Origin of the sequence: Salmonella sp. 32010601201800023SM (assembly GCF_017572235.1) — a bacterium.
Classification (GTDB): Bacteria; Pseudomonadota; Gammaproteobacteria; order Enterobacterales; family Enterobacteriaceae; genus Salmonella; species Salmonella enterica.
In genome coordinates this window covers 1244148-1266347 of sequence record NZ_JAGEQS010000001.1, presented here as the reverse complement: position 1 = coordinate 1266347, position 22200 = coordinate 1244148, and the positions used below count along the sequence as shown (strand labels likewise).

Genomic DNA, 22200 nt, shown 5'->3' with positions numbered 1-22200 from the left:
CAGGTTCATTCTGGCCGCGGCTGTGACAAAATAGCGGTTTTATCAGATAACGCCTGAGCCAGCCTGTGGAGAGTCCGATGCAGGATCGCAATTTTGATGACATTGCTGAAAAGTTTTCCCGTAACATTTACGGCACGACCAAAGGACAACTGCGGCAAGCCATTCTGTGGCAAGACCTGGATCGCGTGCTGGAGGAGATTGGCGGGCGAAAACTGCGGGTACTGGATGCCGGCGGCGGCGAAGGGCAAACGGCGATTAAGATGGCGGAACGCGGCCATCAGGTAACATTATGCGATCTGTCTGGCGAAATGATCGCCCGCGCGCGGCAGGCGGCCGAGGCAAAAGGTGTGAGCAAAGACATGCATTTTATACAATGCCCGGCTCAGGACGTCGCTTCGCATTTGGAAAGCCCGGTTGATCTGATATTGTTTCATGCTGTGCTGGAGTGGGTAGCCGATCCTGTCGGCGTATTAGAAACGCTCTGGTCAGTATTGCGCCCTGGCGGCGTGCTGTCGTTGATGTTCTATAACGCTAACGGTTTGCTGATGCACAATATGGTGGCGGGTAATTTTGACTACGTGCAGGCGGGGATGCCTAAACGCAAGAAGCGCACGCTGTCGCCTGACTACCCGCGCGACCCCGCGCAGGTGTACCAGTGGCTGGAGGCGATTGGCTGGCAGATTACCGGTAAAACCGGCGTGCGTGTGTTTCATGATTATCTGCGTGAAAAACACCAGCAGCGTGACTGTTATGAGACCCTGGTCGAACTGGAAACGCGTTATTGCCGCCAGGAGCCGTATATTAGCCTTGGGCGCTACATTCATGTCACCGCGATTAAAAGCCCGGCGCTAGCCGCAGATGCAAGGATAACCTATGAGTGAATTTTCCCAGACAGTCCCCGAACTGGTTGCCTGGGCCAGAAAAAACGACTTTTCCATCTCGCTGCCGGTAGACAGACTTTCCTTTCTGCTGGCGGTCGCCACGTTGAACGGCGAACGCCTTGACGGCGAGATGAGTGAAGGCGAGCTGGTGGATGCATTCCGCCATGTGAGTGATGCGTTTGAGCAAACCAGCGAAACCATCGGCGTGCGCGCGAACAACGCGATTAACGATATGGTGCGTCAACGTCTGCTGAACCGCTTTACCAGCGAGCAGGCTGAAGGCAATGCGATTTACCGATTAACCCCGCTCGGGATTGGCATCACCGATTACTACATTCGTCAACGCGAATTCTCTACGCTGCGTCTTTCTATGCAGTTGTCGATTGTGGCCGGCGAATTGAAGCGCGCGGCGGATGCGGCAGCGGAGGGTGGCGATGAGTTCCACTGGCATCGCAACGTTTACGCGCCATTGAAATATTCGGTGGCGGAGATTTTCGACAGTATCGATCTCACCCAGCGCATCATGGATGAACAGCAGCAGCAGGTGAAAGACGATATCGCACAACTGCTGAATAAAGACTGGCGGGCGGCGATTTCCAGCTGTGAGCTGCTGCTTTCCGAAACGTCCGGTACGCTGCGCGAGTTGCAGGATACGCTGGAGGCGGCGGGCGATAAGCTGCAGGCTAACCTGCTGCGCATTCAGGATGCCACGATGACGCACGACGATCTGCATTTTGTCGACAGGCTGGTGTTTGACTTACAAAGTAAACTCGACCGCATTATCAGTTGGGGTCAGCAGTCTATTGATTTATGGATCGGCTACGATCGTCACGTGCATAAATTTATCCGTACCGCGATCGATATGGATAAAAACCGTGTCTTCGCCCAGCGGTTGCGCCAGTCAGTGCAGACTTATTTTGACGATCCATGGGCGCTAACCTATGCGAATGCCGATCGTCTGCTGGATATGCGCGATGAAGAGATGGCGTTGCGTGACGATGAAGTCACCGGGGAGTTGCCGCCGGATCTGGAATATGAAGAGTTTAACGAGATCCGCGAGCAGTTAGCGGCCATCATTGAAGAACAGCTGGCTATCTACAAAACCAGACAAACGCCACTGGATCTTGGGCTGGTGGTGCGCGAGTATCTGGCGCAATACCCGCGCGCGCGTCATTTCGACGTGGCGCGTATTGTTATCGATCAAGCGGTACGTCTTGGCGTAGCGCAAGCAGATTTCACCGGACTGCCAGCCAAATGGCAGCCGATTAATGATTACGGAGCCAAGGTACAGGCGCATGTCATTGACAAATATTGAACAAGTGATGCCGGTTAAGCTGGCGCAGGCGCTGGCGAATCCGTTATTTCCGGCGCTGGATAGCGCATTACGTTCGGGCCGCCACATCGGGCTGGACGAACTGGATAATCATGCCTTTCTGATGGATTTTCAGGAATACCTGGAAGAGTTTTACGCGCGTTATAACGTGGAGCTGATTCGCGCGCCGGAGGGGTTCTTCTACCTGCGTCCGCGTTCTACCACGCTTATCCCGCGCTCGGTGTTATCCGAACTGGATATGATGGTCGGTAAAATTCTCTGCTACCTCTATCTTAGCCCGGAACGTCTGGCCAACGAAGGGATCTTTACTCAGCAGGAGTTGTACGACGAGCTGCTTACCCTTGCGGACGAAGCCAAACTGCTAAAGCTGGTGAATAACCGCTCGACGGGATCTGATGTTGATCGTCAGAAACTGCAGGAAAAGGTGCGTTCTTCTTTAAACCGCCTGCGTCGTTTGGGCATGGTATGGTTTATGGGCCACGACAGTAGCAAATTCCGCATTACCGAATCGGTCTTCCGCTTTGGCGCGGATGTCCGCGCCGGCGACGATCCTCGCGAGGCGCAGCGTCGTCTCATCCGCGACGGGGAAGCGATGCCCATTGAAAACCATCTGCAACTTAATGATGAGACCGAAGAGAGTCAGCCGGACAGTGGAGAGGAAGAATAATGATTGAACGCGGTAAATTTCGCTCGCTAACGCTGATTAACTGGAACGGTTTTTTTGCCCGTACTTTTGACCTGGATGAACTGGTCACGACGTTATCCGGGGGCAACGGCGCCGGGAAATCCACGACGATGGCGGCGTTCGTCACGGCGCTGATCCCGGATCTTACATTACTGCACTTTCGTAACACCACGGAAGCCGGCGCCACCAGCGGTTCGCGCGATAAAGGTCTGCACGGTAAGCTGAAGGCGGGCGTCTGTTACTCCATGCTCGACACCATTAATTCCCGCCATCAGCGGGTGGTGGTCGGCGTGCGTCTGCAGCAGGTCGCTGGGCGCGATCGCAAAGTGGACATCAAACCGTTCGCTATCCAGGGGCTGCCAATGTCGGTACAGCCGACACAACTGGTGACGGAGACATTAAACGAACGTCAGGCGCGCGTACTGTCGCTTGCTGAGCTGAAAGACAAGCTTGACGAGATGGAAGGCGTGCAGTTTAAGCAGTTTAACTCCATCACCGATTATCATTCGCTGATGTTTGACTTAGGGATCATCGCCCGTCGTCTGCGCTCCGCTTCCGATCGTAGTAAATTCTATCGTTTGATAGAGGCCTCGCTGTACGGCGGGATCTCCAGCGCCATTACCCGATCGCTACGCGATTATTTATTGCCGGAAAACAGCGGCGTGCGCAAGGCGTTCCAGGATATGGAAGCGGCGCTGCGCGAGAACCGACTCACGCTGGAAGCGATTCGTGTTACCCAATCCGATCGCGATCTGTTTAAGCATTTGATCAGCGAAGCCACCGATTATGTGGCGGCGGATTATATGCGCCACGCCAATGAGCGTCGGGTTCACCTTGATCAGGCGTTGGCGTTTCGACGCGAACTGTACACATCGCGCAAACAACTGGCGGCGGAGCAGTACAAGCACGTCGATATGGCCCGTGAGTTGGGCGAACATAACGGTGCCGAAGGTTCTCTTGAGGCGGATTACCAGGCGGCGAGCGATCACCTGAATCTGGTACAAACCGCGCTGCGCCAGCAGGAAAAAATTGAACGCTACGAAGCGGATCTTGAAGAGCTGCAGATTCGACTCGAAGAGCAAAACGAAGTGGTGGCGGAAGCCGCCGAAATGCAGGACGAAAATGAAGCGCGTGCCGAAGCCGCCGAGCTGGAAGTCGATGAACTCAAAAGCCAGCTTGCGGATTACCAGCAGGCGCTGGATGTACAGCAAACGCGCGCGATTCAGTATAACCAGGCGATATCAGCGCTCGCCCGCGCTAAAGAACTTTGCCATCTGCCGGATCTAACGCCGAAAAGCGCCGCCGAATGGCTGGATACTTTCCAGGCAAAAGAGCAGGAAGCTACGGAAAAACTGCTGTCGTTGGAACAAAAAATGAGCGTGGCGCAAACCGCGCACAGCCAGTTTGAGCAGGCTTACCAGCTGGTAGCGGCGATCAACGGCCCGCTGGCGCGTAGCGAAGCCTGGGACGTGGCGCGCGAGCTGTTACGGGACGGCGTGAACCAGCGTCATCTGGCGGAACAGGTACAGCCGCTGCGGATGCGCCTGAGCGAACTGGAACAGCGGCTGCGCGAGCAGCAAGAGGCGGAACGTCTGCTGGCTGAGTTCTGTAAGCGACAGGGCAAAAATTTTGATATTGACGAACTGGAAGCGCTGCATCAGGAGCTGGAAGCCCGCATCGCGTCCTTGTCTGAGAGCGTGTCGTCAGCCAGCGAACAGCGTATGGCCTTGCGTCAGGAACAGGAACAGCTGCAATCCCGTATCCAGCATCTGATGCAACGCGCTCCTGTCTGGCTGGCGGCGCAGAATAGCCTGAACCAGCTTAGCGAACAGTGCGGCGAGGAGTTTACGTCCAGCCAGGAAGTGACCGAATACCTGCAACAGCTACTGGAGCGTGAGCGCGAAGCCATTGTCGAACGCGACGAAGTGGGCGCGCGTAAAAATGCGGTTGATGAAGAGATCGAACGTTTAAGCCAGCCGGGCGGCGCGGAAGACCAGCGTTTGAATGCGCTGGCGGAGCGTTTTGGCGGGGTACTGCTGTCGGAAATCTACGATGATGTCAGCCTTGAAGATGCGCCGTACTTTTCCGCACTGTATGGTCCGTCGCGCCATGCGATCGTCGTACCGGATTTATCGCAAATAGCCGAACAGCTTGAAGGTCTGACCGACTGCCCGGAAGATCTGTACCTGATCGAAGGCGATCCGCAGTCTTTTGATGACAGCGTATTCAGCGTTGACGAGCTGGAAAAGGCGGTGGTCGTGAAAATTGCCGACCGTCAGTGGCGTTATTCGCGTTTTCCGTCGCTGCCTATTTTTGGCCGTGCGGCGCGCGAGAACCGTATTGAAAGTCTCCATGCGGAACGGGAAGTGCTTTCCGAGCGCTTTGCCACGCTCTCGTTTGACGTGCAGAAAACCCAGCGTTTGCACCAGGCGTTCAGCCGTTTTATCGGTAGCCACCTTTCTGTTGCCTTTGAGGACGATCCGGAAGCGGAAATTCGCCGACTGAACGGGCGTCGCGTCGAGCTGGAGCGCGCGCTGGCGACGCATGAAAGCGACAACCAGCAGCAGCGCCTTCAGTTTGAGCAGGCCAAAGAGGGCGTTTCCGCGCTTAACCGTTTGCTGCCGCGGCTGAATTTATTGGCCGATGAAACGCTGGCCGATCGGGTCGATGAAATTCAGGAGCGGTTGGATGAGGCGCAGGAAGCGGCGCGATTTGTGCAGCAATATGGAAACCAGTTAGCCAAACTGGAGCCAGTAGTTTCCGTTCTGCAAAGCGATCCGGAACAGTTTGAGCAATTAAAAGAAGACTATGCATGGTCGCAGCAAATGCAGCGCGACGCGCGCCAGCAGGCTTTTGCTCTGGCTGAAGTTGTCGAACGTCGGGCGCATTTCAGCTATTCCGACTCGGCGGAAATGCTGAGCGGCAACAGCGATCTCAACGAAAAGCTGCGCCAGCGGCTGGAGCAGGCGGAAGCCGAGCGTACCCGCGCCCGCGAAGCGCTGCGCAGCCATGCCGCGCAGTTAAGTCAGTACAGCCAGGTTCTGGCCTCGCTAAAAAGCTCTTACGACACGAAAAAAGAGCTGCTTAACGATTTGCAGCGCGAATTACAGGATATTGGCGTTCGCGCCGACAGCGGGGCGGAAGAGCGCGCCCGCCAGCGTCGCGATGAACTGCACGCCCAGTTGAGCAATAACCGTTCGCGTCGCAATCAGCTTGAGAAAGCGCTCACCTTCTGCGAAGCGGAGATGGAGAACCTGACCCGTAAGCTGCGCAAGCTGGAGCGCGATTATCATGAAATGCGCGAGCAGGTTGTGACCGCGAAAGCCGGCTGGTGCGCAGTCATGCGGATGGTGAAAGACAATGGCGTGGAACGCCGTCTGCACCGTCGTGAGCTGGCTTATCTGTCGGCGGATGAACTGCGCTCCATGTCGGATAAGGCGTTGGGCGCGCTGCGCCTGGCCGTCGCGGATAACGAACATCTGCGCGACGTATTGCGTCTGTCGGAAGATCCGAAACGCCCGGAACGTAAAATCCAGTTCTTTGTGGCCGTTTACCAGCATCTGCGCGAACGTATTCGTCAGGATATTATTCGTACCGACGATCCGGTTGAAGCCATTGAACAAATGGAGATTGAACTGAGCCGTCTGACGGAAGAGCTGACATCGCGTGAGCAAAAGCTGGCGATCAGTTCCCGCAGCGTGGCAAACATCATCCGCAAGACTATCCAGCGTGAACAGAACCGTATCCGTATGCTGAACCAGGGGTTGCAAAGCGTCTCTTTTGGCCAGGTGAATAGCGTGCGGTTAAACGTCAACGTGCGTGAAACGCATGCCACCTTGCTGGATGTGCTTTCAGAACAGCAGGAGCAGCACCAGGATCTGTTTAACAGCAATCGTCTGACCTTCTCCGAAGCGCTGGCGAAACTGTACCAGCGTCTGAATCCGCAGATCGATATGGGGCAACGCACGCCGCAGACCATCGGCGAGGAGCTGCTGGACTACCGTAACTATCTGGAAATGGAAGTTGAAGTTAACCGTGGGTCCGACGGCTGGCTGCGTGCGGAATCCGGCGCGCTATCAACGGGGGAAGCTATCGGGACCGGGATGTCAATTCTGGTGATGGTGGTGCAAAGCTGGGAAGACGAAGCGCGCAGACTGCGCGGGAAAGATATTTCGCCATGTCGCCTGCTGTTCCTCGATGAAGCGGCGCGTCTGGATGCGCGCTCTATCGCCACGCTGTTTGAACTATGCGAACGTTTGCAGATGCAGCTCATCATCGCTGCGCCGGAAAACATCAGTCCGGAGAAGGGCACGACCTATAAACTGGTGCGTAAAGTGTTTCAGAATACTGAGCATGTTCATGTTGTCGGGCTGCGTGGCTTTGCGCCGCAGCTTCCGGAAACGCTTCCCGGTACGCAGACGGAAGATACGCCTTCAGAAGCGAGTTAAACACGGCAGAAACGATGAAGTGCCCGATGGCGCCTCGCTTATCAGGCAAGGCCGGATAAATCGGTTACGCCGCCATCCGGTACAACAAGTTCTGTTTTATCATTAGCCTGGGGCGGCGAAAGCCGCCTTTTTCTTTATCTGAAAAATCTCTCCGGGTAGTGCATTTTCTTTAAACTTCTTTACATTAGGTTAGGCAAAAACGTAACGAACTTTATATACTGGAGTTAAGCCTGACGAGTGAGCAGGCTGACTCGTCATACTAAACAAAAGCATTGGTTGCGGTTGACCCGCGCTGCGGGCAGCGCAGTCATGCGGAGTATGATAACGAAAACAGGGGGCAAGGGATGTTGCTTAATAAGATGTGTGGTCGTTGTCTGTCGGCAATCAGTTTATGCCTGGCCGTAACATTCGCTCCACTGTTCAATGCGCAGGCCGATGAGCCTGAAATGATACCTGGCGATAGCGCCGTTGCCGCGACGGATCAGGCTGGGCCGCAGAAGCAATCCGCCGCGACGGCGATTATGGCCGGGATTCAGCCGCTGCCGGAGGGCGTTTCAGCCGAGAAAGTCCGGGCTGATTTACAGTCGCAGCTTCCTTCCGGCTATACGCCGGTCTATATGAGCCAGCTGACATTGCTGTATGCCGCGCGCGACATGAAGCCCATGTGGGATAATCGCGATGCGGTGAAAGCCTTCCAGCAACAGTTGGCGGAGGTGGCGATTGCCGGATTCCAGCCGCAGTTTACCGCCTGGGTGGCATTGTTGACCGATCCCGCCGTAAACGGTATGGCGCGCGATGTTGTGTTGTCAGACGCCATGATGGGCTATCTCCATTTCATTGCGAATATCCCCGTCAAAGGCCAGCGCTGGTTATATAGCAACAAACCTTACGCATTGGCGACGCCGCCAGTCTCGGTGATTAACCAGTGGCAAATCGCGCTGGAAGAGGGGCAGTTGCCGATGTTTGTCGCCAGCCTGGCGCCGCAGCACCCACAGTATGCGCCCATGCATGACGCGTTGCTGAAGCTGGTGGCGGACTCTCGCCCGTGGCCGCAGTTGGCCAATACCGCGACGCTGCGCCCGGGGCAATGGAGTAACGATGTGCCTGCGCTGCGCGAAATATTACAGCGTACGGGGATGCTGGATGGCGGTCCAAAGATAGCCTTACCCGGCGATAACACTGCTGATAGCGCCGTCGTCAGCCCCTCCGCCGTGGTCGACGAAACATCGGTGGCGCAGCCGGTCGACGAACCAACGGCCCGCCGTAGTAAGCCGGCTCCGGCGGCACGCGCCTACGATCGTGAGCTGGTCGAGGCGGTAAAGCGTTTTCAGGCATGGCAAGGGCTGGGGGCGGATGGCGTTATTGGCCCGGCGACGCGTAACTGGCTTAATATGACCCCCGCGCAACGCGCAGGCGTACTGGCACTGAATATCCAACGTTTACGCCTGCTGCCAGCGGAACTCTCTACCGGTATTATGGTAAACATTCCCGCTTATTCGCTGGTCTATTATCAGAATGGCAACCAGGTGCTGGCTTCGAGGGTGATCGTCGGGCGTCCCGATCGTAAAACGCCGATGATGAGCAGCGCGCTGAATAATGTGGTGGTGAACCCGCCGTGGAACGTTCCGCCCACGCTTGCGCGTAAAGACATTTTACCGAAGGTGTGGAATGACCCAGGCTATCTGGAGCGCCATGGCTACACCGTGATGCGCGGCTGGAACAGCAAAGAAGCGATCGATCCGTGGCAGGTTGACTGGGCCACCATTACGCCATCGAATCTTCCGTTCCGTTTCCAGCAGGCGCCAGGCGCGCACAATTCGCTGGGGCGTTATAAATTTAATATGCCGAGTTCAGATGCGATCTATCTGCACGATACGCCTAACCATACTCTCTTTCAGCGTGACGCCAGGGCGTTAAGTTCCGGCTGCGTGCGGGTCAATAAGGCCTCTGAACTGGCGAATATGCTCTTGCAGGATGCTGGCTGGAACGATGCGCGGATCTCTGGCGCCCTGAAGCAAGGCGACACGCGGTATGTCAATATCCGGCAGAACATTCCAGTAAATCTTTACTATCTGACCGCCTTTGTCGGCGCAGATGGACGTATGCAATATCGTACAGATATTTACAATTACGATCTCACAGCGCGATCCAGCGCACAAATTGTGCCAAAGGTTGAACAATTAATCAGGTAAATGAAGAAGTTCTGGTAAATATGTTGTCCTAATGTTTGGCTTCAACGGGGCGTTTCGCTGTAGACCCCCGTTGTGGCTGGGGGAGGGCCATCTTGACGCGGGCTTTATCGGCAGTTAAGGTGCCTTTCGTGCGCCAGAAGTGCATATACAACAACCTTTAAGTCGACCGGGCCGTTCAGAAGTCTGTGCCAGCCGATCATGTCTGCTTAAAGGTAGAAGTGTATTAACGATAACATTGACCTGTAGACCTGATTATCATGGACAAATTTGACGCTAATCGCCGCAAGCTGCTGGCGCTTGGTGGTGTCGCTCTCGGCGCCGCCATCCTGCCCGCGCCAGCGTTTGCCACACTCTCGACCCCACGCCCGCGCATTTTGACGTTAAACAATCTCCATACCGGAGAGTCAATCAAAGCGGAGTTTTTCGATGGAAGAGCCTACATTCAGGATGAATTAGCAAAGTTAAACCATTTTTTCCGTGACTATCGCGCGAATAAAGTCCGATCAATCGATCCCCGCCTGTTTGACCAACTTTACCGACTTCAGGGGCTGTTAGGGACGCGTAAACCTGTGCAGCTCATCTCAGGCTACCGTTCTCTTGATACCAATAATGAATTACGCGCCCGTAGCAGCGGCGTAGCGAAAAAAAGCTACCATACAAAAGGGCAGGCGATGGATTTTCATATTGAGGGCGTGGCACTGAGCAATATTCGCAAAGCGGCGTTATCTATGCGCGCAGGTGGTGTAGGATATTACCCACGTAGTAACTTTGTGCATATTGATACCGGGCCGGCGCGGCACTGGTAATCAGCGAGGCTTAATCAAAGGAGCAGTATGAACTATCGTATTATTCCGGTCACCGCGTTCTCCCAGAACTGTTCATTAATCTGGTGCGAACAAACCCGGCTGGCGGCGCTGGTCGATCCGGGCGGCGACGCGGAAAAAATTAAACAGGAAGTGGACGCCAGCGGCGTGACGTTGATGCAAATTTTACTCACGCATGGGCATCTCGATCATGTCGGCGCGGCGAGTGAACTGGCGCAGCATTACGGCGTTCCTGTTATCGGTCCGGAAAAAGAAGATGAGTTCTGGCTGCAAGGACTGCCGGCGCAAAGCCGCATGTTTGGTCTGGATGAGTGTCAGCCGCTGACGCCTGATCGCTGGTTGAACGACGGCGATCGCGTCAGCGTGGGGAATGTGACGTTACAGGTGTTACATTGTCCGGGACACACGCCGGGACACGTGGTTTTCTTTGATGAACAGTCGCAACTGCTGATCTCCGGCGATGTGATTTTCAAAGGTGGCGTCGGGCGCAGCGATTTTCCTCGCGGCGATCACACCCAGTTGATTGACGCCATTAAGCGTAAATTATTGCCGCTTGGCGATGATGTGACCTTTATTCCTGGCCACGGCCCGCTCTCTACGCTCGGATACGAGCGTCTGCATAATCCCTTCCTGCAAGATGAGATGCCGGTCTGGTAAGCAGAATGAAAAAGCCTGCAATGTGCAGGCTTTTTTATCGGTCACGCCAGTCGGCAGCTTTTTACAGTACCGCGACAATGGCTTCGCACAGCGGCGCCATATTATCCGGGGTCATGCCCGCCACGTTCACGCGACCAGAAGCCACGGCATAAACGCCGAACTCTTCACGCAGACGCAGCACCTGATCTTTGGTCAGACCGCTGAATGAGAACATCCCGTTCTGCTTGATAATAAAGCTGAAGTCACGGTTCGCGCCTTTTTCCTGCAAGGTATTCACGAACAGTTGACGCATACGCTGGATACGCTGGCGCATGTCCGTCAGTTCCTGTTCCCAGATAGCGCGCAGGGCGTCATTACTCAGGATAGTCGCGACGATGGACGCGCCGTGCGCTGGCGGGTTGGAGTAGTTAGCGCGAATGGCGGATTTCATCTGGCTAAAAGCGCGATCCACGGTTTCCGCATCGGCGGCAACGAGGGTGCAGGCGCCGACGCGCTCATTATATAAGCCGAAGTTTTTGGAGTAGGAGCTGGCGACAATGAGCTCTTTATGCAGCGCGGCAAAGGCGCGCAGACCTTCCGCATCTTCTTCCAGGCCGCGGGCAAAGCCCTGGTAGGCGAAATCGAATAGCGGCAGCCACCCTTTTTCAACGGAAAGCTCAGCCAGAACCTGCCACTGTTCCAGAGTAGGGTCAATGCCGGTTGGGTTATGACAGCAACCGTGGAACAGAACCACATCGCCGGCCTGTGCTTCGCTCAGGCTGGCTTGTAGCGCTTCAAAATCCAGCGTGTGATTTTCCGCATCGTAGTAAGCGTACTCCCGAACTTCCAGGCCGGCAGCGTTAAACACGCTTTTGTGGTTCGGCCAGCTGGGGTTGCTCACCCACACCCGTTTTACCGGAGTATTTTTTGCCAAAAAGTCGGCGGCAATGCGTAACGCGCCGGTACCGCCCGGCGTTTGCGCCGTGCGTGCGCGCTTATCGTTAATCAGCGCGCTGCCTTTGCCGAACAGCAGTTCCTGAGTGCAGCGAGCAAATTCCGGAATCCCGTCAATGCCGAGATAGTTTTTCGTCGTTTCATTTTCCAGTAAATACTGCTCGGCTTTTTTAACGCTGGTGAGCACCGGTGTTTTGCCGGTTTCATCTTTATATACGCCAATGCCAAGGTTAATTTTCCCTGGACGGTCATCGGCGCGAAACAGATCGGCCAGGCCCAAAATCGGGTCGGCAGGAGCGGCGGTTATGTTCTCAAACATGACGAGGTTCCATTATAGTTACAGAAGGGAAATCCGCTATCAGGTTAACGGCAGATTTACAAAATGCCAACCGTTAGCGCTAAAAAGCCCGCCTGTTTTTGAAAGACGCACATTTTCTCTAAGAGAGATAAAAAAACAGGACCGAAGTCCTGTTTTTGAGGCATAAAACAAAGGGGTCTGCTGATCAGAACTGGTAAGTAATACCGACAGCCGCCTGATCGTCGGTGCCAACGTAGCTGGAGCTGTAGTCGTTTTCGTCCAGCAGGTTGAAACGGTAGTCAACCCATACGTTCATGTTTTTGTTGAAGTAGTAAGTCGCGCCCGCCTGAATATATTTCGCCAGATCGGCCGAGCCGTCGGCGCCGTTCAACTGCTTACCTTTACTCTGCACATACGAGATTGCCGGACGCAGGCCAAAGTCAAACTGGTACTGAGCGACCACTTCCAGGTTCTGCGTTTTGTTTGCCATTTCCACGGTATCGGTAACCGTATTTTCAACAATGCTCATATTGCGGGTTTCAGCATATACGGCAGCCAGGTAGACGTTGTTTGCATCATATTTCGCGCCAACGGCCCATGATTCTGCGCGATCGCCATTACCATCGCGATCCTGCTGATCGTTAGTACGCTTGCTGTTGCTGTACGCTGCGGTGACGCCAAAGCCGTCGAACTCATATGCCATGGTGTAACCTACGCCATCGCCATTCTGAGAGTTAATGCTGTGGTTGTCCTGATTTTTACCCTGATACTGGATACCGAAAGAGAGACCGTCCACCAGACCAAAGAAGTCAGAGTTACGGTAGGTCAACAAACCGCCAGCACGGCTGGTCATGTAGTTATCAGTATAGGCGCCGCCCCAAGTTTCGCCGGAGAAGTAGGGGGCCATATCGGTATAGGATTCAACATCGTAAACGATACCGTAGTTACGACCATAATCGATTGAACCCACTTCCGCGTATTTCAAACCCGCGAAGGCCAGACGGACCAGATTCGAGTTCTGCTGTTCGCCTTCAGCGCGGTCTGCTTTAGTACGGTATTCCCACTGACCGAAACCGGTCAGATCGGTGTTAATTTGCGTTTCCCCTTTAAAACCAATCTGGGCATAAGTCTGGTCGGCATTTTTACTATCGCCAGTCGTTGTCCATACGTGACGACCCACGGCTTTACCGTACAGATCCAGCTTATTACCATCTTTATTATAAATTTCTGCTGCGTTTGCGGTTGCAGCAGCCAGCAGGGCAGGGATCACCGCTGCCAGGATTTTGCGCTTCATCATTATTTATTACCCTCATTGGTTTTTTTATATGACACCTGCCACTGCCGTCAATAAATTCCGTCAATAAAACTTTACAGAAATATTGATGAGAGTTTGGTGTCTTTATGTGTCTGACAGGCATCTTTCCATTCAAACTAACGTTTCGCTACCGTGAAAGTGCTACAAATATAAAGATTTAGTTTCAAAAGGAAAAAATATGTAAACAAATGTTATTTTCGCGGAACTTTGTGAACAACGTCAAACTTCCCCTGAGTTCTCGCTTTGATTTGATCGTTTTTCTTTTATCGCTATGATTTTATTGTAATTATTGGCTTGTGGCACCGTTGTGCCTGAAAAAACAGCAGGCGAGCTATTTCATAAAAATAGCCATTTGGAAGTCTTGATGTCTGAAATGGTGGTTAAAAATTGTGCTATTAGAACAGAAAAATCTAATCCGCAATAAAATTAAGGATTAATTTTTATGTGTAAATATTTTCGTGAAATATACAGTAACAAGATGTGGTAATTCAGAGGGTTGTAATTAAATTTATTTACTTATTGAGAATAAAACTGACATTCAGGCGAAAAAAAGGCCAGCATAGCTGGCCTTGAGTGTGACGTAAAAATCAGAAGCTGGCGTTGCGTGGGGTCCGTGGGAACGGAATAACATCGCGCACGTTTTGCACACCTGTGACGTAAGCGATAAGGCGTTCAAAGCCCAGACCAAAGCCGGAATGCGGTACAGTACCGTAGCGACGCAAGTCGCGATACCACCAGTAATCCTCTTTATTCAGCCCCATTTCGGCCATACGGGCATCCAGCACATCCAGACGCTCTTCACGCTGGGAACCACCGATGATTTCGCCGATTCCCGGCGCCAGCACATCCATGGCCGCCACGGTTTTGCCATCTTCGTTAAGGCGCATGTAAAACGCTTTAATTTCTTTCGGATAGTTTTTCACCACTACCGGCGCTTTGAAATGCTCTTCCGCCAGATAACGTTCGTGTTCGGAAGAGAGGTCGACGCCCCAGAACACCGGGTTTTCAAATGTCTTACCACAGCGTTCCAGAATGGCGACCGCATCGGTGTAATCCACCTGAGCGAAGTCGGTAGAGACAAAACGCTCCAGACGAGCGATAGCGTCTTTATCCACGCGTTCGGCAAAGAACTTCATGTCATCCGCACGCTCTTCCAGAACCGCCTTGAAGACATATTTCAGCATGGCTTCCGCCAGACGGGCGTTGTCTTCCAGATCGGCGAATGCCACTTCCGGCTCCAGCATCCAGAACTCCGCCAGGTGGCGGCTGGTGTTAGAATTTTCCGCGCGGAAGGTCGGCCCAAAAGTATAGATTTTGGACAGCGCGCAGGCATAGGTTTCACCGTTGAGCTGGCCGGAGACGGTCAGGAATGATTCTTTGCCAAAAAAGTCTTTGTCAAAATCTACCCTGCCCTGGTCGTTACGCGGCAGGTTTTCCAGATCCAACGTTGAGACGCGGAACATTTCGCCAGCGCCTTCGGTATCGGAAGCGGTAATCAGCGGGGTAGAGACCCAAAAGAAACCCTGCTCATCGAAGAAGCGATGCAGCGCCTGCGCCAGAGTATGGCGGACGCGCGCTACCGCGCCAATCAGGTTGGTGCGCGGGCGCAGATGCGCGACTTCACGCAGATACTCAATGCTATGGCGTTTTGCCGCCATCGGGTAGGTATCCGGATCTTCCACCCAGCCTGCGACTTCTACTTTCGTGGCCTGGATTTCGAAACTTTGCCCCTGTCCCGGCGACGCGACAACCTTACCTGTTACTACCACGGAGCAGCCTGTCGTCAGGTGTAATACTTCTTCATTATAATTGGGCAGAGAATTATTAATGACAGCCTGTACAGGATCAAAGCAGGAGCCGTCATAAACGGCGAGGAAGGAGATGCCAGCTTTTGAATCTCGGCGGGTACGCACCCATCCGCGCACGGTGACTTCTTGGTCAACGGCTACGCGGCCCTGGAGTACGTCGGCTACAGGCACAACGCTCATAATATTCTCTCTAGTTAATAGTCGGAAAAAATAAACACTTGTCCACCCGAAATGGGGGTATTCCTATGTTACCTGGCATCTGCAATCAGACAAGCAGAAATCGCATCTGGAAGCAGGTTTTCAGAAAGAAACCTGTAAAAAGTTCGCACCTGCTCGCGAACCATTGAGAATTTAGGCTGGTTTTGCAAGCTTTGCGCACGTTACTCGATCAGGACGCGCATCTCTTGCTTGGCGTTTTGCATCACGACAATCGTTTTAAAAGACTTTATATTGCCTGAGGAAAAGAAAAGCTCACGGGTAAGCGCTTCATATTCCGCCATGTCACGAACATTGAGCACCAGTAAAAAGTCGAAATCGCCCGTTACGTAGTAGACCTGCTGCACCTGCGGGCAACTGACAAACCGTTGACGAGCCTCTTCCAGTAAATTGAATCGCTCGTTTTCGATCACCACCTGCACCACAATCGTGACCGGGCGTCCCACTTTGCCAGCATCAATAAGGCTGACATTGCCTTTAATTATGCCCGCCTCCTCCAGTGCCGCGATACGACGATTCACTGCCGAAGGTGAAAGATTGACCTGTTCGGCGATTTCCCGCTGAGAAAGACGATTATCGCGCTGCAATAATGTCAGAATGTTTTTATCCCAGGCGTCAAGCTTCATATCGCAAATAACCTCTTTAATGTGATGACTATCACTGTGCGCAATTTTGCCGCGTCCAGGCCGTTAAAAAAAGGTGAAAATTGCACGACGATGGGCATTTTCGCGCCATTTAACAGCAATAAGCATAGTACTATCATAATCAGTGGAATAAAGAAAAGGACGTAATAGATATTGTGCGACTCTTTTATCAGTACGTTTATTAAAGTGAGGATAACCACTACTACAGCCACAAAACGCGAGTTCTTTGCTTGTTTCTACTCAATAATTGACAAAAATATATTATTTCAATAAATAAACTTTAACAAAAGGTATCATTATGCATGAGCTTATTAAATATCAGTTTAATACACGTCGGAAAAAATATGGTACAGGAGCGGCCTTAAGTTTGCTTAACGGAAATGTTGGGCATGAGGTGTTAGCATTTCATAAAAAATTACCCAATTATGCCGTCACGCCGTTACATAATCTGGCGCATCTAAGCCGGCGGCTTGGACTAGGGTCCATCCATATTAAAGATGAGTCCTGGCGTTTTGGCCTGAATGCTTTTAAAGGTCTGGGCGGCTCTTATGCTGTAGGAAAATATCTCGCTGATAAATTGCAATGTGATATTAACTCGTTAAGTTTTGCTGCCCTTAATACTCCTGAGATTAAAGAAAAAATTAAAGATTGTGTTTTTGTTACCGCGACGGATGGCAATCATGGCCGTGGTGTGGCGTGGGCGGCGGAGCAATTAGGTCTAAAAGCCGTCGTTTATATGCCTAAGGGATCATCGTTAATCCGGGCAGAGAATATTCGTCATCATGGAGCTGAATGCACCATCACCGATCTGAACTACGATGATGCAGTGCGACTGGCCCATAGAATGGCGCAAACAAAAGGCTGGGTGCTTTTGCAGGATACAGCCTGGACAGGGTATGAAGAGATCCCAACGTGGATTATGCAAGGCTATATGACACTAGCGGTTGAAGCTTATGAGCAGCTCGCAGAAACAAACAGTCCGTTGCCAACCCATCTTATTTTACAAGCGGGGGTGGGATCGTTTGCTGGCAGTGTTATGGGTTATTTTGTTGAAAAAATGCAGGAAAATACCCCTAATATTATTGTGGTTGAGCCGCATCAGGCCAACTGTCTTTATCAATCCGCAGTTATGGATGATGGTCAACCTCACTGCGTCACTGGCGATATGGCGACGATAATGGCCGGGCTTGCGTGTGGGGAGCCGAATATTATCAGTTGGCCTATTATTCGGGACAACACCAGTTGTTTTATTTCCGCTGATGACTGTCTGGCGGCTAAGGGTATGCGTATTTCTGCCGCGCCGCGTCCAGGTACGGATACGCCTTTTATTTCCGGCGAGTCCGGAGCTATTGGCGTAGGGTTACTTTATGAGTTGATGAACAATATGCATTATCAGGATCTTGCTAATCGCTTACAGCTTGATGCCAGTGCTCATGTTCTGCTTATTAGCACCGAAGGCGATACGTCCCCAGATATTTATGAAGATATAGTCTGGAACGGACGCAGTGCTTAAACATTACGACTAAAAAATTAGATAATAAAGGTAGCATGTAAAAAATGCGTTTTTTATACGCATAATAAACCTAATGCAGGAAGCAAGACTTTATAACAATATACCATTAAAACGGCATTTAGTGAGTAAGGGATGCTCCTACCCGCTGACTTTCCAGTTTAGTGTTGTTGGCAAAATTCAGGATTACGCTGAACTGGAAAGATTATTTCTGAGACTGAACGAATTAATTTAAATCCGAGGTCATTATGTTAGAGCAACTTTCACAACTCTTTGAATTTCTATGGGGTGGCCCATTATTTTTGTGTGTCATCGGCATTGGTTTTTATTTTACAGTACGCCTCAAATTTTTCCAGATTATTAATTTAAAAGACATTTACCGTAATACAATTGGTACACTTGCCGGAAAAAATAAACAAAACACTACTGGCGAGGCAGCGTCTAAAAAATCCTTAAAATCAATAGAGGTGGCTGCCACTGTGCTATCCGGCTCATTAGGCGCGGGAACGATCGCAGGTGTTGCTGCGGCTATTGCGGTTGGCGGACCTGGGGCAATTTTCTGGATGTGGATCATTGCGGTCGTGGGTATGATGACCAAAATGGTTGAAGTGACGCTGGCGGTGAAATACCGAAGTAAAGGTGAGAATGGCGAATATTATGGCGGCCCAATGCATTATATTAAGAAAGGGCTCAATAAAAAATGGCATCCCCTGGCAGGATTATATGCGTTTGCATTAATGATTCTGGTTATTACGGATGCCTGTTTTGTGCAAACTAATACGATGGCGGCGGTCATTCACTATACGTTTGACATCCCAACAAGCGTCATCGGGGGATTTATTGTCATCGTAGGCGCGTTGGTTATTTTAAAAGGACTCGCCAGTCTTGGTAAATTCTGTACGATTGCACTTCCACCGATCACCATTGCCTATTTCATTGGTGCCGCTGGTGTAGTGGTATTGAATATCGAGGCTATCCCACAGGTTATAAAAAGTATTTTCTATTATGCCTTTGCCCCTGCGCCAGCAGCCGGTGGCTTTGTCGGGTCAACCATCATGATGGCCATCAGTAAAGGAGCCAGTCGCGGAATATTCACTAACGAAGCCGGCATGGGTACCTCGGCCACAGTACATGCTACTGCCAACGTGGATTACGCTTTCCGTCAGGGAATGTGGGGGGCAGTGGAAGTTTTTTTTGTCTCAATGATTACCTGTAACTTTACTGCATTTGCTGTACTTGCTTCTGGTATGTGGACAGACGCCAGTTATCAAGGTATTCAGATTATCTTTGCCGCCTTAAAAGAAACATGGCATCCGATTATTGTTCAGGTTCTCTGTCTCGGTGTGGCGTTGATTCTGTTTACTTCTTATCTTGGCTCATATATTAAATTTCGCACTTCGATAAACTATATTTTTGGCGATAAGCTAGAACGCATCATTAAATGGCTATATTTTTTGCCGCCACTGATTGCCGTTAATATGGAAATCCCGGTAATCTGGTTAATGGCTGATATTGCTGTCGGTTTTCTGGTTATCCCCAACGTAATTGCTCTGTTCTTGCTGCGTAAAGAATTTATTAGCGAATTCAATTTATTCAGAATGCGTACACAGCGGGACACTAATTCTGAAAAAACAACGCAAATTACGCACGTAAATATGTCGAAGAGTGAAGGGGAAGAATAGTCACCATCGCGGCCAGAACAGGTAAGATGGTCAGGAGAGTAACAAAGCGCCCACTTTCCGGGCGCTTCGCACAGGCATGGTTAACTTGCTTTACGCACCTGCGGGAGATCGAACGCTTTACGCAGCGCGCGCACAAACGCTTTATCATGACAGATCGTTTTACCGGGGCTGTCGGAAAGTTTAGCCACCGGCTTTCCGTTACATTCCACGAGCTTAATCACGATATTGAGCGGTTTTACCTGAGGGATATCGCAGGTCAGGCGGGTACCGATGCCGAAGCTTAACTGCACGCGAGAGGCGAAATGGCGATAGAGCTCGACCGCCTTTGGCAGATCAAGGTTATCTGAAAAGACCAGCGTTTTTGTCAGCGGATCAATCCCCAGCTTTTCATAATGGGCAATCGCCTTTTCGCCCCATGCGACAGGGTCTCCTGAGTCGTGGCGTAACCCCTGATAACGGCTGGCGAATTCAATGCCGAAATCGCGTAAAAACGCATCCATTGTAATGCAATCTGTCAATGCGATACCAAGCTGGTCCGGATATTCGTTAAGCCAGGCGGCCAACGCGGCACGCTGGCTGGTCGCCAGGTCCGGACTGATTTGTTGATGCGCCTGGAACCATTCGTGCGCCTGAGTGCCCATCGGCGTCAGCGCCAGGCGACGCGCGAGATCATAGTTGCTGGTGCCGACGAACCATGACTCCTGCTGGAGACGTTTAACTATCGCCTGCTGCACTTCACGAGAGAAACGGCGGCGGGTGCCGAAGTCCATCAGGTGGAAGCGGGACATATCGAGATTTGCGGTTAACGCAGTGAAATCAACCAGCTTACTTTCCAGCGCGTCGAGCGCCTGATCAACGCCCGCGTTTGGCGAGCGGTAGTGATGAACCAGCTCACTGATCACGGCCAGCAGCGGCACTTCCCACATAATGACTTCACGCCACGGGCCGGTTAAGCGAATATTCAGCTTGCCGTTATCGTTGGTGACACAGACTTGATCTGGGTTATAGCGAAACTCGCGTAACCAGTTCAGATAATCCGGTTTAAAAAAGGGCAGGCCGGAGAGCCACTGGAACTCGTCCTCCTGGAGGCGCAGGTGCTGCATCGCGTCCACCTGCTCGCGAATAGCATCGGCATAAATACCCAGCAGGTCGTCGCCACGGCAACGAAACTCAGCCGCTACCTGCACATCATAGTAGTGGTGAAAAACGGCTTGCTGCATATGCAACTTATAAGCATCTGTATCCAGCAACGAGTGCAGAACAGGAGAAGCGAATTGTGTCATAGGTGCGCTGTTGCGTCCTCTCACGGGAGCGTTTAGTACAATAAACAACTAAGAAAACCGCTGGAGTATACCTTGTTTAGCGATTTATTGAACCCCGATCACACCATAAGCTGTCTTTAGGGTCGAGCGCATTTCGTGCCCCATGTTATAAAAATGTAGCGATGCGACTGCTAACCCCTTGAATTTAAGGATTTCTACTGCGCTGCTACCATGCTTTGGGGCAGTGATGGGGCATAGCGGGAAAGTGCCTGGTTGAGCAGAGAAACCTGTTCTGCGCTCTTCTCTGACATCCACTTTCCATACACCTTGTAAACCATCTGTGCATCGGTATGCCCCATCTGCGTTGCTATAAAGTTTGGGTTAGCACCAGCTGATAATGACCAGCATGCATAGGTATGTCGTGACTGATACGCGTTACGGTAACGAATGCCGGCACGCTTGATTATCGGGGCCCAAATTTTATTAATGGAATTAACCGCGTAGTGATATCCTGTGCGAGGTCCACGTTTGACGCATTGAGGGCTGAATACGAACGTGCAGGGCTGAATGACAGATTGTCCATATTCCCGCAACTTCACTTCAACCTCAAACTGCCGGCCAAGGCGTGTCAACTGGGCCTGATTCCTCAGGGCATCAATAGCTGGTTGAATGAGATATATCACCCTGTCAGTACCTGCGTCGGTTTTTGGCAGGGTGAACTCATCCGTCTGGGTAAGGTTGCGCTTCACAATGATCGTCCCGGCATGCAGATCGATATCTTCCCAGGCCAGACCGCACAACTCCCCATGCCTCATTCCGGTATAGACTGCCAGTGACCAGAGATTTCTCATCTGCTGGTGTCCGCATGCCTGGATAAACCTGATGAACTCGTCTGTCGTGAGTGGATCTGGTTCCCCTTTCGCTTTCTTGAGACGGTTAATTCCGCTAAACGGGTTTTCCTTTGCATAGCCGTTATCTGTTCCAAACTGGAAGATCTCGGCCATCAGCATCATGTAATTATTCACTGTGGACGATTTCCGGCCTTTAACCTGAGTCCGGTGATCCTTCTTCATTACCTGAAAGCCCGTCAGCAACTCCTTCCTGACATACAGCAAATCCTCAGTAGTCACCGCAGAAACCATTTTGTTTTCGCCGATGAGTGGAAGCATGTTTTTTATGATAGATTCGTACCTACTCATGGTATTAGAGCTGATCTCCATTCTCTTCAGCTCGGACCATCTTTCGGTAAGCTCCAGCACAGTAATTTCCTTTCTATCCTGACCGAACCGGGCAAGGTTCGGTGAGTTTGGGAATTTTTCCACATAGTTAAAATTCCCCATCCTTATCGCAAAACAAACCGAAGAACGCAGTTCGCCAGCTATCTTGCGATTTTTTGCAGTGTCAGGGATACCAAGGTTTTCCCTGACACGTTTACCTTTATACAGAAACCAGATGCGGAGCGAACCGCCGTGGTTTTCGACGCCTGTCGGGTATGATGCATTAGCCATTAAT

The 22200-nt window shown here is 51.8% G+C and carries 15 protein-coding genes; 9 read left to right on the top strand and 6 right to left on the bottom strand.

Annotated elements, in window-relative coordinates; translation table 11 throughout:
• Positions 1-77 precede the first annotated feature (77 nt).
• The 7 genes from cmoM to J4617_RS06430 all read left to right on the top strand — a co-directional run bounded on the left by cmoM (position 78) and on the right by J4617_RS06430 (position 11020).
• Entirely contained in the window at positions 78-881 is an 804-nt protein-coding gene (gene cmoM, locus J4617_RS06460; protein ID WP_001154028.1) for a tRNA uridine 5-oxyacetic acid(34) methyltransferase CmoM, read from the top strand.
• Positions 874-2196, top strand: coding sequence for a chromosome partition protein MukF (mukF, locus tag J4617_RS06455; RefSeq protein ID WP_001288828.1), 1323 nt, complete (start codon positions 874-876; stop codon positions 2194-2196). Before cmoM ends, mukF begins: the two co-directional genes overlap by 8 nt.
• Positions 2177-2881, top strand: a complete 705-nt coding sequence (gene mukE, locus J4617_RS06450; protein WP_000060025.1) for a chromosome partition protein MukE — start codon at positions 2177-2179, stop codon at positions 2879-2881. The genes mukF and mukE overlap by 20 nt, the downstream gene beginning before the upstream one ends.
• Positions 2881-7347, top strand: coding sequence for a chromosome partition protein MukB (gene mukB / locus J4617_RS06445; RefSeq protein WP_017465607.1), 4467 nt, complete (start codon positions 2881-2883; stop codon positions 7345-7347). The genes mukE and mukB overlap by 1 nt, the downstream gene beginning before the upstream one ends.
• Positions 7348-7691: 344 nt before the next feature.
• Positions 7692-9539 (top strand): L,D-transpeptidase, encoded by a 1848-nt coding sequence (gene ldtD, locus J4617_RS06440; RefSeq protein ID WP_017465608.1) that lies wholly within the window; start codon positions 7692-7694, stop codon positions 9537-9539.
• A 257-nt stretch (positions 9540-9796) separates the two neighbouring features.
• A complete protein-coding gene (locus tag J4617_RS06435; RefSeq protein WP_000357052.1) occupies positions 9797-10345 on the top strand; it encodes a YcbK family protein in 549 nt (182 codons plus the stop codon).
• A 27-nt stretch (positions 10346-10372) separates the two neighbouring features.
• The gene (locus J4617_RS06430) at positions 10373-11020 is read left to right on the top strand and encodes an MBL fold metallo-hydrolase (RefSeq protein ID WP_001109471.1); all 648 of its coding nucleotides are present in this window, start codon (positions 10373-10375) and stop codon (positions 11018-11020) included.
• A gap of 61 nt (positions 11021-11081) precedes the next feature.
• On the opposite strand, the gene aspC is transcribed toward J4617_RS06430, so the two are convergent.
• The 4 genes from aspC to J4617_RS06410 form a co-directional block, all read right to left on the bottom strand.
• On the bottom strand, positions 11082-12272 hold the full coding sequence (gene aspC, locus J4617_RS06425; RefSeq protein ID WP_000462653.1) for an aspartate transaminase: 1191 nt from the start codon (positions 12270-12272) through the stop codon (positions 11082-11084).
• Between the two features lie 184 nt (positions 12273-12456).
• Positions 12457-13548: a porin OmpF gene (gene ompF, locus J4617_RS06420; RefSeq protein WP_000977709.1), complete on the bottom strand. Its 1092-nt coding sequence runs from the start codon at positions 13546-13548 to the stop codon at positions 12457-12459.
• Between the two features lie 605 nt (positions 13549-14153).
• On the bottom strand, positions 14154-15554 hold the full coding sequence (gene asnS, locus J4617_RS06415; RefSeq protein ID WP_000117867.1) for an asparagine--tRNA ligase: 1401 nt from the start codon (positions 15552-15554) through the stop codon (positions 14154-14156).
• A 200-nt stretch (positions 15555-15754) separates the two neighbouring features.
• Positions 15755-16216, bottom strand: coding sequence for an Lrp/AsnC family transcriptional regulator (locus J4617_RS06410; RefSeq protein WP_000762342.1), 462 nt, complete (start codon positions 16214-16216; stop codon positions 15755-15757).
• A gap of 316 nt (positions 16217-16532) precedes the next feature.
• Here J4617_RS06410 and dpaL point away from each other — a divergent pair, with 316 nt between their 5' ends.
• Complete coding sequence (gene dpaL, locus J4617_RS06405; RefSeq protein WP_021294193.1) at positions 16533-17747, top strand: diaminopropionate ammonia-lyase; 1215 nt, start codon at positions 16533-16535, stop codon at positions 17745-17747.
• Between the two features lie 245 nt (positions 17748-17992).
• Complete coding sequence (locus tag J4617_RS06400) at positions 17993-19426, top strand: amino acid carrier protein (RefSeq protein ID WP_017465610.1); 1434 nt, start codon at positions 17993-17995, stop codon at positions 19424-19426.
• 80 nt (positions 19427-19506) lie between these two features.
• On the opposite strand, the gene pncB is transcribed toward J4617_RS06400, so the two are convergent.
• Positions 19507-20709 (bottom strand): nicotinate phosphoribosyltransferase, encoded by a 1203-nt coding sequence (pncB, locus tag J4617_RS06395; protein WP_017465611.1) that lies wholly within the window; start codon positions 20707-20709, stop codon positions 19507-19509.
• 194 nt (positions 20710-20903) lie between these two features.
• Entirely contained in the window at positions 20904-22196 is a 1293-nt protein-coding gene (locus J4617_RS06390) for a site-specific integrase (RefSeq protein WP_001262307.1), read from the bottom strand.
• Between the last annotated feature and the right edge of the window lie 4 nt (positions 22197-22200).

What these genes read in the sequence shown, in the direction of transcription:
- cmoM (WP_001154028.1), top strand. Translation starts at nt 78, where the DNA reads ATGCAGGATCGCAATTTTGATGACATTGCTGAAAAGTTTTCCCGTAAC.
- mukF (WP_001288828.1), top strand. Translation starts at nt 874, where the DNA reads ATGAGTGAATTTTCCCAGACAGTCCCCGAACTGGTTGCCTGGGCCAGA.
- mukE (WP_000060025.1), top strand. Translation starts at nt 2,177, where the DNA reads ATGTCATTGACAAATATTGAACAAGTGATGCCGGTTAAGCTGGCGCAG.
- mukB (WP_017465607.1), top strand. Translation starts at nt 2,881, where the DNA reads ATGATTGAACGCGGTAAATTTCGCTCGCTAACGCTGATTAACTGGAAC.
- ldtD (WP_017465608.1), top strand. Translation starts at nt 7,692, where the DNA reads ATGTTGCTTAATAAGATGTGTGGTCGTTGTCTGTCGGCAATCAGTTTA.
- J4617_RS06435 (WP_000357052.1), top strand. Translation starts at nt 9,797, where the DNA reads ATGGACAAATTTGACGCTAATCGCCGCAAGCTGCTGGCGCTTGGTGGT.
- J4617_RS06430 (WP_001109471.1), top strand. Translation starts at nt 10,373, where the DNA reads ATGAACTATCGTATTATTCCGGTCACCGCGTTCTCCCAGAACTGTTCA.
- aspC (WP_000462653.1), bottom strand. Translation starts at nt 12,272, where the DNA reads ATGTTTGAGAACATAACCGCCGCTCCTGCCGACCCGATTTTGGGCCTG.
- ompF (WP_000977709.1), bottom strand. Translation starts at nt 13,548, where the DNA reads ATGATGAAGCGCAAAATCCTGGCAGCGGTGATCCCTGCCCTGCTGGCT.
- asnS (WP_000117867.1), bottom strand. Translation starts at nt 15,554, where the DNA reads ATGAGCGTTGTGCCTGTAGCCGACGTACTCCAGGGCCGCGTAGCCGTT.
- J4617_RS06410 (WP_000762342.1), bottom strand. Translation starts at nt 16,216, where the DNA reads ATGAAGCTTGACGCCTGGGATAAAAACATTCTGACATTATTGCAGCGC.
- dpaL (WP_021294193.1), top strand. Translation starts at nt 16,533, where the DNA reads ATGCATGAGCTTATTAAATATCAGTTTAATACACGTCGGAAAAAATAT.
- J4617_RS06400 (WP_017465610.1), top strand. Translation starts at nt 17,993, where the DNA reads ATGTTAGAGCAACTTTCACAACTCTTTGAATTTCTATGGGGTGGCCCA.
- pncB (WP_017465611.1), bottom strand. Translation starts at nt 20,709, where the DNA reads ATGACACAATTCGCTTCTCCTGTTCTGCACTCGTTGCTGGATACAGAT.
- J4617_RS06390 (WP_001262307.1), bottom strand. Translation starts at nt 22,196, where the DNA reads ATGGCTAATGCATCATACCCGACAGGCGTCGAAAACCACGGCGGTTCG.